The sequence below is a fragment of the Hansschlegelia sp. KR7-227 genome (genome assembly GCF_049446035.1).
Taxonomy (GTDB): Bacteria; Pseudomonadota; Alphaproteobacteria; order Rhizobiales; family Methylopilaceae; genus Methylopila.
Map to the genome: position 1 here is coordinate 130,882 of NZ_JBMSEA010000004.1, position 14,418 is coordinate 145,299.

A 14,418-nucleotide genomic window follows, 5' to 3' on the forward strand; every position below is an offset into this window, starting at 1 on the left:
GCCATGACGACCAAGTTTCTCGTGTTCTCCGCCCTGCTGCTCGCGACGCCTGCGCTCGCGGCCGACGTCGCCCCCGCCGTCGACGCCGCGCGCGTGGAGAAGACCGTGGCGTCCAGTTTCACCAACCTGCCGGAAGGCTGGGACGACCGCCTCAGGCAGGACGAGGCGCAGCGGATCTGCACCGAGACCCGCAACCAGCCGCCGGAGGAACAGGCGGACAAGATCATCGCGGCCGAGAAGGCCAAGGTGAAACTACCAGCGGACGGCAAGGTGCTCGGCGACTGGAAAGCCGGCGAGAAGGTCGCGCAAAACGGCCGCGGCTTTCAGTTCAGCGATCCGGCGGGGACCGAGGCCGGCGGCAATTGCTACGCCTGTCACCAGCTCGATCCAAAGGAGACGAGCTACGGCACGCTCGGTCCGAGCCTGAAGGGCTACGGGAGGGCGCTCAAGTTCTCGGACGACGCCGCTAAGGCGACCTACGCCAAGATCTACGACGCCCAGTCCGTCTTGGCCTGCTCGAACATGCCGCGCTTCGGCTCGAACCACGTTCTGACCGAGACGCAGATGAAGGACGTGACCGCTTATCTGCTCGACCCGGCGTCGCCGGTGAACAAGTGAGCTGACTCGAAAAGCGCGGCGGGTCAGCCGGCCTGCCGCGCCTTCAGCCAGTTCTCGAACGAGCCGCCGACATAGCCGCGTTCCGAGACGAAACGGAACATCGCGAGGAACTCGGGCTCGGCGAGCAGGCCCGGCATGCGCGCGACCTCCACGAGCGCGCCCTCGCGATTGGCGAAGAACTGGAAGGTGGGCGTCGTCCGCACCGCGCGCTTGGCGGCGAGCGCCTTCTCTCGCAGCCTCTCGCCGTCGACGTCCGTCACCTCGCGCGATCCGAACATGTCGAGATGGACGATCTCGAACCGTTCCCGCACGAAGCCTTCGATCTCCGGCTTCGCGAAATAGGCCATGTGCAGGCGCTTGCAGGCCGGGCAGCCCCGCATGCCCCATTGCACGGCGAAGGTCTTGCCCTTCTTATGCGCCGACTGGGCGTCGTCCGCGAGATCGAGAAAGCTCTCGAGATACCAGTCCTGCGAATAGTTGCCGTCGTCGCCGAGCACGGGGGCTGCGTGAGCTGCCGTCGCCGTCGCGAACGGCGTCGCGATCGCGAGACCCAGGAACAGACGCCGATCCGGTCCGTTCGATCGCGTCATCGCACGCCTCCTCATCCGATCTCGGCCAGGGCCGGAAAGGTCTCGAGCAGCCAGCCCGCCGCGGCCGGAACCCAACCGCCGATGAAGGCGAGCCCCGTGACGATGAGCAGCGCGCCCGAGATCTTCTCGATCACGCCGAGCCGCGACCTCAGCGCCCGCGACCAGCGCAGGAACGCGCCGATGAAGGCGGCGGCCAGCAGGAACGGCAGGCCGATCCCGGCCGAATAGGCGGCGAGCAGGGCCGCCCCGCGCCACGCCGTCTGCTCCGCGCTCGCGACCATCAGAATGGCGGCGAGGATCGGGCCGACGCAGGGCGTCCACCCGAAGCCGAAGGCGAGCCCGACCGCATAGGCGCCGAGCGGGCCGGTCGGTCTGCGCTCCACGCCGACGCCGGCCTGCCGGTAGAGCAGCGGGATGCGCACGACATCCAGGAAATGCAGGCCGAACAGCACGAGCAGAACCCCGGCCGCGATCGTCAGAGGTTGCGCGTAGTTGGCGGCCAGCTGGCCGACCGTCGACGCGGTCGCTCCGAGCGCGACGAACACGGTTGAGAATCCGGCGACGAAGGCGAGAGCGAGCGCGAAGACCTTGGACCTCTGCCGCTCGATCTGATCAGGCGAGGCGGCCCCGCTGATGAAGCCGAGATAGGCGGGAGTGAGCGGCAGCACGCAGGGCGAGGCGAAGGACAGAACGCCCGCGGCCGCTGCGCCTGCGAGGCTTACGTCAAGCGCCATTCCACGCCTCCAGACCGGGCGAATCTCTCGGAACAGTGGAGTGGAATTCATATTCGAATGCGATTATATATCCAACATGCCGTTTCGTCGTATCCTCGTCCTGGCCGCATTTGTGATCGGATCACAGATCGCGAGCGTCGCCGTGCGCGCCGCTGAGCTGGTGATGTTCGAGCAGCCAGGCTGCGTCTGGTGCCAGCGCTTCGAGGCGGAGGTCGCTCCGGGCTACGGGAACGCCGACGAAGGTCGGCTCGCGCCGCTGCGTCGAATTGATATCCGCGCGCAGGACAAGGCGGGTTTCGCGCTTGCGAACAACGTGCGGATCACGCCAACCTTCGTTCTGGTAAATGACGGCCGGGAAATCGGTCGTCTGACCGGCTATCCCGGTAGGGACTTTTTCTGGACGGAGCTTGCCGAATTGACCGTCCGGCTTCCGAAGTCGTCGAACCCGGACTGATCCAGGATCTCGCCGCATGCCCGCAATCGTATCGGCTGAGATCGAGAACGAGCTTCGCGACGGGCCGGAGGTCTCGCCCGAGCTCGACGCGCTTATGCGCAATGCGCGCGACGCGAGCGACTTCCTCAAGGCCCTGTCGCACGAAAGCCGGCTGCTGCTGCTCTGCCTTCTCGCGGAGCGCGAGCGGTCGGTGACGGAGCTCGAGAACATCCTGTCGCTTCGCCAGGCGAGCGTGTCGCAGCAGCTCGCGAGGCTCAGACTGGAGGACCTCGTCACCACGCGTCGCGACGGCAAGACGATCTATTACAGCCTCGCGAACGACGACGTTCGCCGCGTCATCTCCGTGATCTACGACATTTTCTGCGGGAAGGACCAAAAGGCCTGACATCGCCGTGACGCGCCTGGCCGGCGACAAGAAGCGCGAAAAGCTTCGCGCCGGCCGATGGACGGGAGGACCGGGCGCATGGAGTTCATCGGGCCGTCGTGGCTCGCATTCGCTGGTCTTGCGATCGGCGGTCTCGTCGGCTTCGCTGTCCGGCGAGCGCGGCTTTGCACGTTCGGCGCGCTCGAGGACGCCTTCGTCGGCGCGGATACGCGGCGCTTGCGCGTGTTCGGCCTCGCCGCGGCGGTCGCCATCGCCGGAACGCAGGCCCTTGTCCTCGCCGGTCTGCTCGATCCGGCGCAGACCACCTATGTGTCCGTCGCCGTGCCATGGCTCGGCGTCGCCGTCGGCGGAGTCCTGTTCGGCTTCGGAATGGCGTTGGTCGGAACCTGCGCGTTCGGCTCGCTCGTCCGGCTCGGCGGCGGCGATCTCCGGAGCCTTGTGGTCATCCTGATCTTTGGCCTTGCGGCTTATGCGACCTTGCGCGGGGTGCTGGCGCCATTCCGGATCGGCGTCATCGAGACGTTCGCATTCGCCCCTCCGCCCCCGGGTCGCGCCGACATTCCAGGGCTGGTCGAAGGGGCGCTCGGCGTCGATCTGAGGATCTGGATCGCGATCGCGCTGTCCGGCGGATTGCTTCTGCCGGCCGTGACCGACAGGCGCCTGAGGCGAACGCCGCGACTCGTCCTGGGCGGCGTGGCGCTCGGCCTCGGCGTCGTCGCCGGCTGGCTGGCGACGCGGCTGCTCGCCGATGAATTCGTGCAGCCGATCGCGCCGCAGAGCCTCACCTTCGTCTCCCCCGTGGCGCGCGCTCTTTTCGGCGTGCTTTTCGACCGGGACACGCTGCTCGAGTTCGGCGTGGGCTCGGTTGTCGGCGCGGCCGGCGGCGCGGCGCTCGCCGCGATACGAGCGCGGGAGTTTCGCTGGGAGGCCTTTGACGACCCTCGCGAGATGAAGCGCCATCTCGGCGGCGCGCTGCTGATGGGCGTCGGCGGCGTCATGTGCGGCGGCTGCACGATCGGCCAAGGCCTCACCGCCGGCTCGATGCTGGCGTTGTCGTGGCCTCTCGCGCTGACGGGCATCGCGCTCGGCGCGCGCCTCGGCATCGCCGTGTTGATGGAGGGCTCCGTCGTTCAGCTGCTGCGGTCGATGCGCTCGCCCGGGCCCGAAGCAGCTCGGTCGCGGAACACGTCCGAGGCGGATCGAAAGTCAGGTCGCGTCGACTCGACGGCCCACAACGCCCAGCCTTGACGAGGCGCTTGGTCGGTACCGACCGCCACGTTGATCTGCGTCTGTCGGCTGTATCCGAGATTATGCCAGAGCCAACCTCGCGTTCAGCCGCCAGACGGGTCTCGCGGGCGATCCGCTTGGGCATGAAGAGGCTGCCGGAGATCGCTTTGCTAAAGGTTCGCCGATCGAAGAAACGTAAAGCGACATAGCCGTTCCGGCCACCGCGAAGCGGTGGCCGGGGCATTCGCTAGGATCAGGCGACGTCGAAGCGGTCGAGGTTCATCACCTTCGTCCAGACCCCCACGAAGTCCTTCACGAACTTCTCATCGGCGTCCGAGCTGGCGTAGACCTCCGCCAAGGACCGCAGCACCGAATTCGAGCCGAAGACGAGGTCGGCGCGCGTGCCGGTCCACTTCTTCTCGCCGGTCTTGCGATCGATCCCCTCGAACACGTCCTTCGCGTCCGAGGTCGCCTTCCACTTCGTGCTCATCGAGAGCAGGTTGACGAAGAAGTCGTTGGTCAGCACGCCCGGCCGGTCGGTGAGAATGCCGTGTGCGGACCCGCCGACATTGATGTTGATCGCGCGCAGGCCGCCCAACAACACCGTCATTTCGGGCGCCGTCAGCGTCAGCAGCTGCGCCCTGTCGATCAGGGCCACCTCGGCGCGTTTCGTTCCGGCCGTCTCATAGTTGCGGAAGCCGTCCAGCTCGGGCTCCAGCCACTGGAAGCTGTCGACGTCGGTGTCCTCCTGCTTGGCGTCGCCGCGGCCGGGCGTGAACGGGACGGTCACCGAGTGGCCGGCGGCCTTCGCGGCCTTCTCGACGCCGGCGGCGCCGCCGAGCACGATGAGGTCGGCCATCGAGACCTTCTTGCCGCCGCTCGCATGCGCGTTGAACTCGGCCTGGACGCCCTCCAGCACGCCGAGCACTCGTGAGAGCTGCTCGGGCTGATTGACCTCCCAGTCCTTCTGGGGGCTCAGGCGAATGCGAGCCCCGTTCGCGCCGCCGCGTTTGTCGCCGCCCCGGAACGTCGAGGCCGAAGCCCAGGCCGTCCCGACGAGCTCGGAGACGGTGAGGCCCGACTCCAGGATCTTGGCTTTCAGGGTGGCCGCGTCCGCCTCGTCGATCAGCGGATGATCGACGGCTGGGATCGGATCCTGCCAGATCAGCACTTCCTTCGGAGCTTCCGGGCCGAGATAGCGCGAGCGGGGACCGAGGTCGCGATGCGTGAGCTTGAACCAGGCGCGGGCGAAGGCTTCCGCAAAGGCCTGCGGGTCCTCGAGAAAGCGGCGCGAGATCTTTTCGTAGATCGGGTCGAAGCGCAGCGACAGGTCGGTCGTCAGCATCGTCGGCTTGATCTTCTTCGACGGATCATGCGCCATCGGGATGATGTCGGGCGCGTCCTTGGCCTCCCACTGGATGGCGCCGGCCGGGCTGCGCGTCTGCACCCATTCGAACTTGAACAGGTTCTCGAAGAAGAAGTTGCTCCACTGGATCGGGGTCTGCGTCCAGGTCACCTCGAGGCCCGAGCCGATCTGGTCGCCGCCATGGCCTGCGCCGTAGCTCGACGTCCAGCCGAGGCCTTGGTCCTCGATGTCGGCGGCCTCCGGGTCCGGTCCCTTGTAGGACTCGGCCGCCGCGCCGTGGGTCTTCCCGAAGGTGTGGCCGCCGGCGATGAGAGCGACGGTCTCCTCGTCGTTCATCGCCATGCGCTTGAACGTCTCGCGGATGAACTCGGCCGCGGAGATCGGATCGCCGTTTCCGTCAGGCCCCTGCGGATTGACGTAGATCAGTCCCATCTCGGTCGCGCCGAGCCCCTTCTCGAACTTGTCGATGGTCCGGTGGGTCAGCCACTCGGTCTCGTTGCCCCAGTTGACGTCGCGGTCCGGCTCCCAGGTGTCCGGGCGGCCGCCGGCGAAGCCGAAGGTCCGGAAGCCCATGGTCTCCAGCGCCACGTTGCCGGTCAGGATCAGCAGGTCGGCCCAGGAGATCGCCTGCCCGTATTTCTGCTTGATCGGCCACAACAGACGCCGCGCCTTGTCGATGTTGACGTTGTCCGGCCAGGCGTTGAGCGGGGCGAAGCGCTGCTGGCCGCGCCCGCCGCCGCCGCGGCCGTCCGCGAGGCGGTAGGTGCCCGCCGAATGCCAGGACATGCGGATGAACAGCGGCCCGTAATGGCCGAAATCGGCCGGCCACCAGTCCTGCGAGTCGGTCATCAATTTGCGCAGGTCGTTCTTCAGCGCCGCGTAATCGAGCTTCTTGAACGCTTCGCGATAATTGAACGCCGGGTCCAGCGGATCGGATTTGGCGGAGTGCTGGTTCAAGAGGTCGACGGGCAGCGTGTTCGGCCACCAGTCGGCGTTCTGCCTTGGGCCGCCGTGGGCTACGGGGCATTTGCCCGTGCTGTCCTCGGTCTTCGCGTCCATGTTTTCCTCCATCGTGTCGAGCCGTGGCATGCTTCGTGGCCAGCGGAATTCTGGCGCCGGCCCGGGCCATTTCGTCCTCGAGACAACTCTTACCAAAGCCGTTTCATTATATTAATTCCTATTTCCTGATCGTGACGATAAGCGAAATTTATGAAAAACGTGACGTTCAAGCAGTTCCGCTACTTCGAGGCGCTGGCGCGGCACGGCCATTTCGGGCGCGCGGCTGAGGCCTGCTCGATTACGCAACCGGCCTTGTCGATGCAGATCAAGGCGTTGGAGGAGGAGCTCGGAGCCGCGCTGTTCGAACGAAACAGGCGCCAGGTGCGTCTGACGAGCTTCGGCGAGGAGATCGCCCTGCGAACCAGAAACATCCTGCGATCGCTCGATGATCTGGAGGGCTATGCGCGCGCCTCCCGCGGCGGGTTGATGGGGAGGCTGCGGATCGGCGTGATCCCGACCATCGCGCCCTATCTGCTGCCCAGTCTCGTCGCAGACCTGACCCGGCTGCATGACGGTCTCGACCTCCATGTGCGCGAGACGCTGACGCCGAAGCTCGTTCAGGAGTTGAACGAGGGGCGTCTCGACATGGCGATCGTCGCCTTGCCCGTGTCCGAACCGTCATTGACCGAAACGGCGCTGTTCACCGAGGATTTCGTCCTGGTCCGGCCGCGCAAGGACGAAGGGAAACCCGTCCCAAGCCGCGAGGCTCTCCGCGAGATGCGATTGCTCCTCCTGGAGGAGGGGCATTGCTTCCGCGATCAGGCCCTCTCGTTCTGCAACAGGAATGCGCACGCCGCGCAGCCGCGAGATCTGCTGGACGCGAGTTCCCTCTCCACGCTGGTCCAGATGGTCGAGGCCGGACTTGGCGTCACCTTGATCCCGGAGATGGCCGTCGCGGTGGAGACGCGCTCGGCGTCCGTATCCATCGCGCGCTTCACGAAGAGGCAACCGTCCCGAACCATCGGCATGGTCTGGCGCAGGACGAGTCCGCTGGCCAGTCAGCTCATCCAAATTAGCGAAGTGGTCCGCATCTCGGCTACGAGGCTGCGTGAGTTATGCAAAAGCGCCGCCCGTTAGCACGTGGCCTGAGGTGACAGAGCCGAAGTTGAGGCTCGGTCTCGGTCGAGGGGCGGGTCGTCATGCGCCATTGGCGCGCTCCTTATCAAGTTCCTCGATGTCGCCGGGCTGCGCGTCCGCCTGCGAGGCCTTTTCGCCGCCGCCGACGTTCGGCGCGGCGCTGGGCTCGGGCGTCCTTGTCGGCGTCGGCGCCGCATCGGGCTTGGCGTCGGCCTCCGACGGCTTCCGGTCGGTGTCCTGCATGTCGCGTCTCCTGTTCTGAAAGCTCAACGCGTCAGTCGCCCGTTCTTTCCGCGGAGTCGCTACCGCCGGACAACCTCAGCAAGTTCGGCCAGCGTGAGAATCCATCCGTTGTCGGTTCGCCATCATGACCCGGTCATCCGCCTCCCGCGCCTCCCTTCGGCGCTGCTCGTCCCCTCTGATGAAACGTCTTCAAGCCGGCGAACATCCCGCGTTGCGATCGCTTTTTCTTAGCGCCGGCAGTTCGACGGCAGGGAAGCCCTGGCCGTCCTGGCTCATCTCAACGAATGGACGGGTGAGCCTAGCCCCAGCGTGGCAGGCTGATCCTCGCAGCAGCCCTGGCGACTGTCCGCGCAATGTGCGTTGCCGGCGAATTCACGGGGGAAAGAGCGAGGGGGCTACGGCGCCGTTTATCCGAACGTCCGCGCCTCCAGAATCGCCTCGGCCAGGGCTTGCTGCGTGAAGGGCTTCGCAAGCTTCAGAATTTGGGCTTCCGCGATCTTTGGAAGCTCCGCGAATCCGCTCGCGATGATGACCGGGAGCTCAGGCTTCATCATTCTGGTCCGTTCAGCGAGCTGCAAACCGGTCATTTCCGGCATGGCTTGATCCGTGATGAGCAGGTCGATCCGACATTCGCCCCCCAGCACCGCGAGAGCTGCGGCGCCGGAGTTCGTGGTGAGCACCCGGTGGCCCAGATCCTCCAGCATCTCGGCTGAACTGACGAGAACCAGCGGATCGTCGTCGACGAGGAGAACGGTCATCCTTGCCCCATCGTGCGACGGCGCAAGATCGGCCGAAAGAGGGCGAGGCTCCTGCAGCTCCTCCGCCGACTCCGGCAACCAGAGCTCCACCGTCGTGCCCGTCCCCTTCGCGCTCTTCAGAATCAGCTCACCGCCGAGCTGCTCGACGGTTCCGGCGACCATGGACAGGCCGAGCCCGGTTCCCTTGCCGACCCCCTTCGTGGTGAAGAAGGGCTCGACGGCGCGGGCCATCGTCGCCTCGTCCATCCCTTCTCCGGTGTCGCGGATCGAGAGGCAGAGATAGAGGCCCGGAACGAGCCTCCGGGAGGTCGAAGGGCCCAGACGCTCTTCGCGGCCCGTGATGCTGATCGTGCCGCCTGCCGGCATGGCGTCGCGCGCGTTAACGGCCAGATTGAGAATGGCGAGTTCAAGCTGGTTGGGATCTGCGAGGATGGGCCTGAGCACCGGCGGAAAGCAGGTCTCGACCTTGATCGCGCCGCCGAGCGTATGCCGCAGCAGGTCGCCCATGCCCTTTACGAGCCAGGCGGCGTCCACCGGTTCCGTCTTCAGTTCCTGGCGCCGAGAGAACGCCAGCATGCGCTGCGTCAGCGAGGCGCCGCGCTGAGCGGCCTGTCGCGCGTTGTCGAGCAGGCGGTCGACGCGGGGCTCGTGCGGCAGTCTCTTCCGCAACAGATCGAGGCTCCCCATGATCGCCATCAGAAGATTGTTGAAGTCGTGCGCCACGCCGCCTGTGAGCTGCCCGACCGCCTCCATCTTTTGGGCCTGGAAATAGGCTTCGCGCGCCTGTTCGAGCGCCAACTGGCCCTCGCGCCGCTCGGTAATGTCTCGCGTGATCTTCGCGAAGCCGCGCAACTCGCCTTGATCGTCGCGGACCGGATCGATCACCACGTTCGCCCAAAAGCGGCTGCCGTCCTTGCGAAGGCGCCAGCCCTCCTTCTCGAAGCGGCCGGTTTCGAGCGCCGTTCTCAGGCCGGTCTGCGGCAGTCCGGCGGCCCGATCCTCTTCCGTGTAGAACTTGGAAAAATGCTCGCCAATGATCTCTTGCGGCAGATAGCCCTTGATCCGCTGCGCGCCGAGATTCCAGCTCGACACTCGGCCTTCCAGATCGAGCATGTAGATCGCATAATCGGTCACGCTCTGGACCAACAGCCGGAACTGGTCCTCGCTGCGCCTTAGCGCGTCTTCGGATTTTCGGCGCTCAGTAAGGTCCCGGGTGATCTTCGCGAAACCGATAACGGACCCGGCGTCGTCGCGAATGGCGTCCACGACGACATGAGCCCAGAAGCGGGCGCCGTCCTTCCGGACACGCCAGCCTTCGCCTTCGAACCGGCCTTCCCGTCCGGCCGTCGCCAGAACGATCTGCGGGAGCCCGGCGGCTCGATCTTCCTCCGTATAGAACTGAGAGAAGTTGCGCCCAAGTATTTCCTCTGCAGAGTATCCCTTTGATCGACGCGCGCCGGCGTTCCAGCTGGTGATGACGCCGTCTGGGTCGAGCATGTAAATCGCATAGTCAACAATGTTCTCGACGAGGAGGCGATACCTCTCGTCCGTTTCCGGCGATCGGGCCTTCGCCAGATCCATTGTAGCCGCCATTGAGTCTTCGGATGTGAACTCGGCGCGGGATAGCGCGTTCAGCAACCTCTACCGCGTCTCACGCGTAGCGCCAGGACTATTTTTCTCCTGCCGACGGTACCGAGCGGTGGACGAGTAAGAATTTCGGCGGCGAGTCAATAGGGCGCTCCGGGGGGCGCCATGAGCGCTTTCCCTGTCGGAGCTAGCCGACCGATCTTTCACCATGACGTCCTGACGCGGGGGGCCGGGCGCGCGACGTCGACAGCGAACCACCCCGTGGCGCTGTTTGGTCGTCGACCTCGACCAAGACGACGCCGGAGGTCGCTTGCGTCTCGCGCCCGGCTCGAACTCGACGGATCGTCCGACCCCGCGGCCCGAAAGGCCATCGAACAGATGACGCCCTCGCGCGCTTCGTCGAGCAGATGACCGACATGGCGCGCCTTGAGGCCGCGGGCCAGCGCGCCGCATCTATCCACCGGGTCGGACGGATGCGGGCGGCCGTGCTCGGCGCCAATGACGGGATCGTTTCGACCGCGAGCCTGATCGTCGGCGTGGCGGCCTCCGCGGCCGGTCCCGCGAAGATCGCAATGCTGGGCTTCGCGGAGCTTGTCGCAGGCGCGATGTCGATGGCGGTCGGCGACCACGTCTCGGTCACCTCGCCGTCGGACGCCGAGAACGCCGCTGGCCAGTCCGATCGAGAGCACGCCCAACCGGAGCTGGCCGACCGCAGCGCGGTCGATCTTAGCAATTGAGTTGACCGAGATTTAACAAGTCCCGGCGGATAAAATACGCATGACATTCAGCGTCACCGCAGGTCTTAGGCTCATGGCCAAGCGGGTGCAGGCTGCGAGTCCCCGATCTGGGGACGCCCTCCGCCTCATCGGGGCCGCGCGAGCCGATGCGCGCGGAGCGACGGCGCTCGAGTTCGCTCTGATCGCGCCGCTGCTTCTCCTGCTCCTGTTGGGCACGATCGAGCTTGGGATGGTGTCTGCAGCCGACATTTTACTGAAGAACGCTGCCTACAATGGCGCACGTTCGGGCAGAACCGGCTATGTGCCGAAAGGCGCCACTCAAGACAAGGTGATCCGGGACGCGGTCAAGCAACGGGTCGGCATCCTCATGGATCCAGGCAAAGTTGCGGTGGTGGCCCAAGCCTACAGCGGCTTCGACACGCTGGGCAAACCCGAGCCGTTCACAGACGCAAATGGCAATGGGACGCGGGACAACGGCGAGAACTTCATCGACGTCAACAAGAACGGGACGTACGACCTCGACCAGGGGGCGGCTGGCTATGGCGGCGCCAATCAGGTCGTGCTCTACAGCGTCAGCTATCCCTGGCGTTTTTTTACCCCCATGGTGAGCAAGCTGATGACGGCCGATGGCGTGCTGACGCTCTCCGCCACAGCCGTCGTCCAGAACGAGCCGTACTAATGGCGGCCCGGGATCCCAGCCGCGGCGTCGCGGTCATCCGACGCCTGATCCGGCGGATCGGCAGGGACTCCAGAGGGATTGCCGCCGTCGAGCTTGCGCTGGTCGCGCCGCTGCTGATCGGGCTCTTGTGCGGAACCGTCGAAGTGACGCGGCTCGTACGGTCGCATTTCGAGGCCGCGCAGATGGCGGCCACGGTCGCTGACGTGATCGCGCGCTACGAAACCGTCACCGACGCGAGCATCCAGGGCATCTTCGGCGCATCGAGCAAGGTCATGGGCGCCGACGACTTCACCTCGAAGGGGCGAGTCGTTTTATCCTCGGTGACCAAAGCGGGAGCAAACGACGCTCCCGTTGTAAGTTGGCAGTGCTTAGGCGGCGGCAAGCTCGCGGCGACCAGCTCCGTGGGCAGAGTAGGCGGCGCCGCACAACTTCCGGCGGACATGGCGATTGACGGTGGCGACAACGTTATCGTGGCGGAGGTGTTCTACCGATACCAACCGATCTTCAGTCTTTTGCCAATCGCAGAGCGGACGATCCAGAAAACCTCCGTCTTCCGTCCCCGGCTCGGGGCGCTTACGACTGCGCCAGGGTGCTAGGTTGATCCGTACGTCCACCGAGTTCACCGTGCGTGCATCGTTCCGCAAAGCCATGCCCAGCCTGTTCGGCCGGCTCCTTCCGCGAGTTAAGGCGTCGCGTCGTTGCGAACGAGGCAGCGTCCTGCCGCTGGTCGCGATCTGCGCCTTCGTCCTGCTGGCGACGACGGGACTCGCCGTCGACGGCGCCCGGCTCATGCTCATGCAGTCCGCCCTGCAGTCGGCGACCGACGCTGGCGGGCTTTCGGCCGTCGCGAAGGTCAGCACGACGGAAGTTCAGAAGGAAGTGCAAAAATTCGCGGACGCCAACTTTGCGAGCGGCTATGTCGGCGCCAAGATCACCGCGCTGTCGGCGACGCTCAGCGCGGACGAAAAGACGCTTACGGTAACAGCGTCCGCCGAAGCTCCGACCTCGTTCATGAAGCTGTTCGGAGTCGACAAGATCCGAACCGTCGCGCGATCGGAGGTGACGCGCGCCATGGGCGGCCTCGAGCTTGCGCTCGTGCTCGACGTCACGGGCTCAATGAACACGGGAGGCAAGCTGGCGTCGCTGAAGGTCGCTGCAAAGGATCTCCTCGACATCGTGTTCGGCGCCGACGCGACGGCCGACGGCCTCTATGTCGGCGTCGTGCCCTTCTCGCAGGCGGTGAACGTCGCGCCCACCCGCACGAGCTGGCTCACGGCGACGGTTCCCAACTGGAAGGGCTGCGTCGAGGAACGTTTTAACGGCCTCGACCAAACCGACGATCCGCCGAGCGTGCAGAAGTTCCCCGCTTCCTCGAACGCCGTCTGCCCGCCCTCGATCACGCCGCTAACCTCAACCAAAGCGACGGCCGTCGCGGCGATCAACAACCTCGTCGCCGAGGGCTCCACGCACATCGCCGGCGGCGCGGTGTGGGGATGGCGTCTGCTGTCGCCGCGGTGGCGGGGACTATGGGGCGGCACGATGGGAACCAAGCTGCCGCTTGACTATCGTACAGCCGGTATGAACAAGGCCATCGTCCTAATGACTGATGGCGAGAACCAGTTTGCGAGCGGTGGTTCCTATGGAACCGTGAAGTGCACCAAGTACATCTTCATCTTCTGCTCGCAATACGGGACGGATGAGCGGCTGAACCTTACGGGAAGCAGCAACCAGGCTGTCCAGGCTCTCGCGGACGCCGCGCTCGACGCCCGCCTTTCGGCCGTTTGCACGGCCATGAAGAACGCGGGGGCGACTGTCTACACCGTGGCCTTCGGCTCGCCCGGAACTGCGATCGAGAACCGGCTCCGCGAATGCGCCAGCCAGAACGCGTTCTTCTTCAGCTCGCCGACTGGCGCGGCCCTCCGCGTCGCCTTCGCCAAGATTGGCGACTCGCTATCCAACCTACGCGTCAGCCGGTGATCGGCGGCGGGGCCGGTCCCCCGGCAGGCGCCGCAGGATAGGCGCGCACCTCCCTCTGTCGCATGCAGCGAGGGCGCCGGCGACCGCGAGCAGCCTACGGCGTCCTGACGACCCAGCCGAACGCCGTCGTCGCGCCGATCCATCCAAATTCGCTACACGCGACGTTAACTGCGGATCTGGTTCTGCCCCGGACTCTGGTCCGCTCAGGATGCGACCTTTCGGGCGTGTGGTCTTGCCCCGGACTCTGGTGGTCGGAATGTCTGAGCCCCGTGGTGGGGCGACATCAGGTAAGTTGGTGGTGGACGCGGTCCGATACGAACCGGTCTCCACCTAAATTCCCTGTTTTCGCGCAAAAAGCCGGACGAGAGCCGGTCAGAATGCGCCAATTCGGTCGAAGAAGCGTCGAATTGTGAGGGGCTTAGGTAGTCGAGCGCGCATCGAGCCGCCCGGAATAACAGGGAAATTCCAGCCGAGTAACAGGGAATTAAGTTGCCCGAAACAGGGAGTTTGCAACCCCGATGTGGACGATGAATTCAAGACACGAAAAAATGCGCGCACCGCCTCCGAGCGCGTTGGTTCGATCGTCATGCGCTATTGCTCCACTGGCCCCCAGTCGAAAACGATGCGCGGCGTCAAACCTATTTACAAAAACCGAAATCGTGCTTGTACCGTTCACGGGGTAACGCGACCCAAACGTAGTCGCCACACGCGAACTCAACCCCCAAGCAGAAGGAAGCGATCATGTGCGCCCAACATCTCAACCGGCCCCTTCCTGTCAATCGGCGCTGAACTTTGACCCTTTATTGGAGTGGGCCCCTTGAGCCGGACAGCGATCATGCTTCGGTTTGGACTGTCTGCCGGGCGTGGTGATCCTCGAACTGACGCGGGCTGAGGTAGCCGAGCGCCGAGTGAAGCCTCTTTGCGTTG

13 protein-coding genes and 1 pseudogene are annotated in these 14,418 nt (G+C 65.4%); 9 read left to right on the forward strand and 5 right to left on the reverse strand.

What is annotated here, in order from left to right; all coding sequences use genetic code 11:
• The first annotated feature begins 3 nt into the window (after positions 1 to 3).
• Positions 4 to 618 (forward strand): sulfur oxidation c-type cytochrome SoxX, encoded by a 615-nt coding sequence (gene soxX / locus ACO2RJ_RS20070; RefSeq protein WP_423269953.1) that lies wholly within the window; start codon positions 4 to 6, stop codon positions 616 to 618.
• 23 nt (positions 619 to 641) lie between these two features.
• Here soxX and ACO2RJ_RS20075 read toward each other — a convergent pair whose 3' ends face one another.
• Positions 642 to 1,208 carry a thioredoxin family protein gene (locus ACO2RJ_RS20075; RefSeq protein WP_423269954.1) on the reverse strand — a complete coding sequence of 189 codons (567 nt, stop codon included), beginning with the start codon at positions 1,206 to 1,208 and terminating at the stop codon, positions 642 to 644.
• An 11-nt stretch (positions 1,209 to 1,219) separates the two neighbouring features.
• Positions 1,220 to 1,942 carry a cytochrome c biogenesis CcdA family protein gene (locus tag ACO2RJ_RS20080; protein ID WP_423269955.1) on the reverse strand — a complete coding sequence of 241 codons (723 nt, stop codon included), beginning with the start codon at positions 1,940 to 1,942 and terminating at the stop codon, positions 1,220 to 1,222.
• A 40-nt stretch (positions 1,943 to 1,982) separates the two neighbouring features.
• Here ACO2RJ_RS20080 and ACO2RJ_RS20085 point away from each other — a divergent pair, with 40 nt between their 5' ends.
• The 3 genes from ACO2RJ_RS20085 to ACO2RJ_RS20095 all read left to right on the forward strand — a co-directional run bounded on the left by ACO2RJ_RS20085 (position 1,983) and on the right by ACO2RJ_RS20095 (position 4,029).
• Positions 1,983 to 2,396, forward strand: coding sequence for a thioredoxin fold domain-containing protein (locus ACO2RJ_RS20085; protein WP_423269956.1), 414 nt, complete (start codon positions 1,983 to 1,985; stop codon positions 2,394 to 2,396).
• A 16-nt stretch (positions 2,397 to 2,412) separates the two neighbouring features.
• On the forward strand, positions 2,413 to 2,781 hold the full coding sequence (locus ACO2RJ_RS20090; RefSeq protein WP_423269957.1) for an ArsR/SmtB family transcription factor: 369 nt from the start codon (positions 2,413 to 2,415) through the stop codon (positions 2,779 to 2,781).
• Between the two features lie 78 nt (positions 2,782 to 2,859).
• Positions 2,860 to 4,029, forward strand: a complete 1,170-nt coding sequence (locus ACO2RJ_RS20095) for a YeeE/YedE family protein (protein WP_423269958.1) — start codon at positions 2,860 to 2,862, stop codon at positions 4,027 to 4,029.
• 232 nt (positions 4,030 to 4,261) lie between these two features.
• Here the strand turns inward: ACO2RJ_RS20095 and katG are convergent, their stop codons facing one another.
• Positions 4,262 to 6,433, reverse strand: a complete 2,172-nt coding sequence (katG, locus tag ACO2RJ_RS20100) for a catalase/peroxidase HPI (protein WP_423269959.1) — start codon at positions 6,431 to 6,433, stop codon at positions 4,262 to 4,264.
• A gap of 150 nt (positions 6,434 to 6,583) precedes the next feature.
• Here katG and ACO2RJ_RS20105 point away from each other — a divergent pair, with 150 nt between their 5' ends.
• Positions 6,584 to 7,510: a hydrogen peroxide-inducible genes activator gene (locus ACO2RJ_RS20105; RefSeq protein WP_423269960.1), complete on the forward strand. Its 927-nt coding sequence runs from the start codon at positions 6,584 to 6,586 to the stop codon at positions 7,508 to 7,510.
• A gap of 60 nt (positions 7,511 to 7,570) precedes the next feature.
• On the opposite strand, the gene ACO2RJ_RS20110 is transcribed toward ACO2RJ_RS20105, so the two are convergent.
• Positions 7,571 to 7,753 carry a hypothetical protein gene (locus tag ACO2RJ_RS20110; RefSeq protein ID WP_423269961.1) on the reverse strand — a complete coding sequence of 61 codons (183 nt, stop codon included), beginning with the start codon at positions 7,751 to 7,753 and terminating at the stop codon, positions 7,571 to 7,573.
• 407 nt (positions 7,754 to 8,160) lie between these two features.
• The gene (locus ACO2RJ_RS20115) at positions 8,161 to 10,092 is read right to left on the reverse strand and encodes a PAS domain S-box protein (RefSeq protein ID WP_423269962.1); all 1,932 of its coding nucleotides are present in this window, start codon (positions 10,090 to 10,092) and stop codon (positions 8,161 to 8,163) included.
• Positions 10,093 to 10,514: 422 nt separating this feature from the next.
• Between ACO2RJ_RS20115 and ACO2RJ_RS20120 the strand changes: the two are divergent.
• From ACO2RJ_RS20120 to ACO2RJ_RS20135, 4 genes and pseudogenes are all read left to right on the forward strand, one after another.
• Positions 10,515 to 10,808, forward strand: a pseudogene (locus tag ACO2RJ_RS20120) (VIT1/CCC1 transporter family protein); the annotation flags it as partial.
• 67 nt (positions 10,809 to 10,875) lie between these two features.
• On the forward strand, positions 10,876 to 11,514 hold the full coding sequence (locus ACO2RJ_RS20125) for a TadE family protein (RefSeq protein ID WP_423269963.1): 639 nt from the start codon (positions 10,876 to 10,878) through the stop codon (positions 11,512 to 11,514).
• Positions 11,514 to 12,110, forward strand: a complete 597-nt coding sequence (locus tag ACO2RJ_RS20130) for a TadE/TadG family type IV pilus assembly protein (protein ID WP_423269964.1) — start codon at positions 11,514 to 11,516, stop codon at positions 12,108 to 12,110. Before ACO2RJ_RS20125 ends, ACO2RJ_RS20130 begins: the two co-directional genes overlap by 1 nt.
• 52 nt (positions 12,111 to 12,162) lie before the next feature.
• Positions 12,163 to 13,491 (forward strand): pilus assembly protein TadG-related protein, encoded by a 1,329-nt coding sequence (locus tag ACO2RJ_RS20135; protein WP_423269967.1) that lies wholly within the window; start codon positions 12,163 to 12,165, stop codon positions 13,489 to 13,491.
• Positions 13,492 to 14,418 lie beyond the last annotated feature (927 nt).

What these genes read in the sequence shown, in the direction of transcription:
- katG (WP_423269959.1), bottom strand. Translation starts at nt 6,433, where the DNA reads ATGGACGCGAAGACCGAGGACAGCACGGGCAAATGCCCCGTAGCCCAC.
- ACO2RJ_RS20095 (WP_423269958.1), top strand. Translation starts at nt 2,860, where the DNA reads ATGGAGTTCATCGGGCCGTCGTGGCTCGCATTCGCTGGTCTTGCGATC.
- ACO2RJ_RS20115 (WP_423269962.1), bottom strand. Translation starts at nt 10,092, where the DNA reads ATGGATCTGGCGAAGGCCCGATCGCCGGAAACGGACGAGAGGTATCGC.
- ACO2RJ_RS20125 (WP_423269963.1), top strand. Translation starts at nt 10,876, where the DNA reads ATGACATTCAGCGTCACCGCAGGTCTTAGGCTCATGGCCAAGCGGGTG.
- soxX (WP_423269953.1), top strand. Translation starts at nt 4, where the DNA reads ATGACGACCAAGTTTCTCGTGTTCTCCGCCCTGCTGCTCGCGACGCCT.
- ACO2RJ_RS20105 (WP_423269960.1), top strand. Translation starts at nt 6,584, where the DNA reads ATGAAAAACGTGACGTTCAAGCAGTTCCGCTACTTCGAGGCGCTGGCG.
- ACO2RJ_RS20110 (WP_423269961.1), bottom strand. Translation starts at nt 7,753, where the DNA reads ATGCAGGACACCGACCGGAAGCCGTCGGAGGCCGACGCCAAGCCCGAT.
- ACO2RJ_RS20135 (WP_423269967.1), top strand. Translation starts at nt 12,163, where the DNA reads ATGCCCAGCCTGTTCGGCCGGCTCCTTCCGCGAGTTAAGGCGTCGCGT.
- ACO2RJ_RS20080 (WP_423269955.1), bottom strand. Translation starts at nt 1,942, where the DNA reads ATGGCGCTTGACGTAAGCCTCGCAGGCGCAGCGGCCGCGGGCGTTCTG.
- ACO2RJ_RS20130 (WP_423269964.1), top strand. Translation starts at nt 11,514, where the DNA reads ATGGCGGCCCGGGATCCCAGCCGCGGCGTCGCGGTCATCCGACGCCTG.
- ACO2RJ_RS20090 (WP_423269957.1), top strand. Translation starts at nt 2,413, where the DNA reads ATGCCCGCAATCGTATCGGCTGAGATCGAGAACGAGCTTCGCGACGGG.
- ACO2RJ_RS20075 (WP_423269954.1), bottom strand. Translation starts at nt 1,208, where the DNA reads ATGACGCGATCGAACGGACCGGATCGGCGTCTGTTCCTGGGTCTCGCG.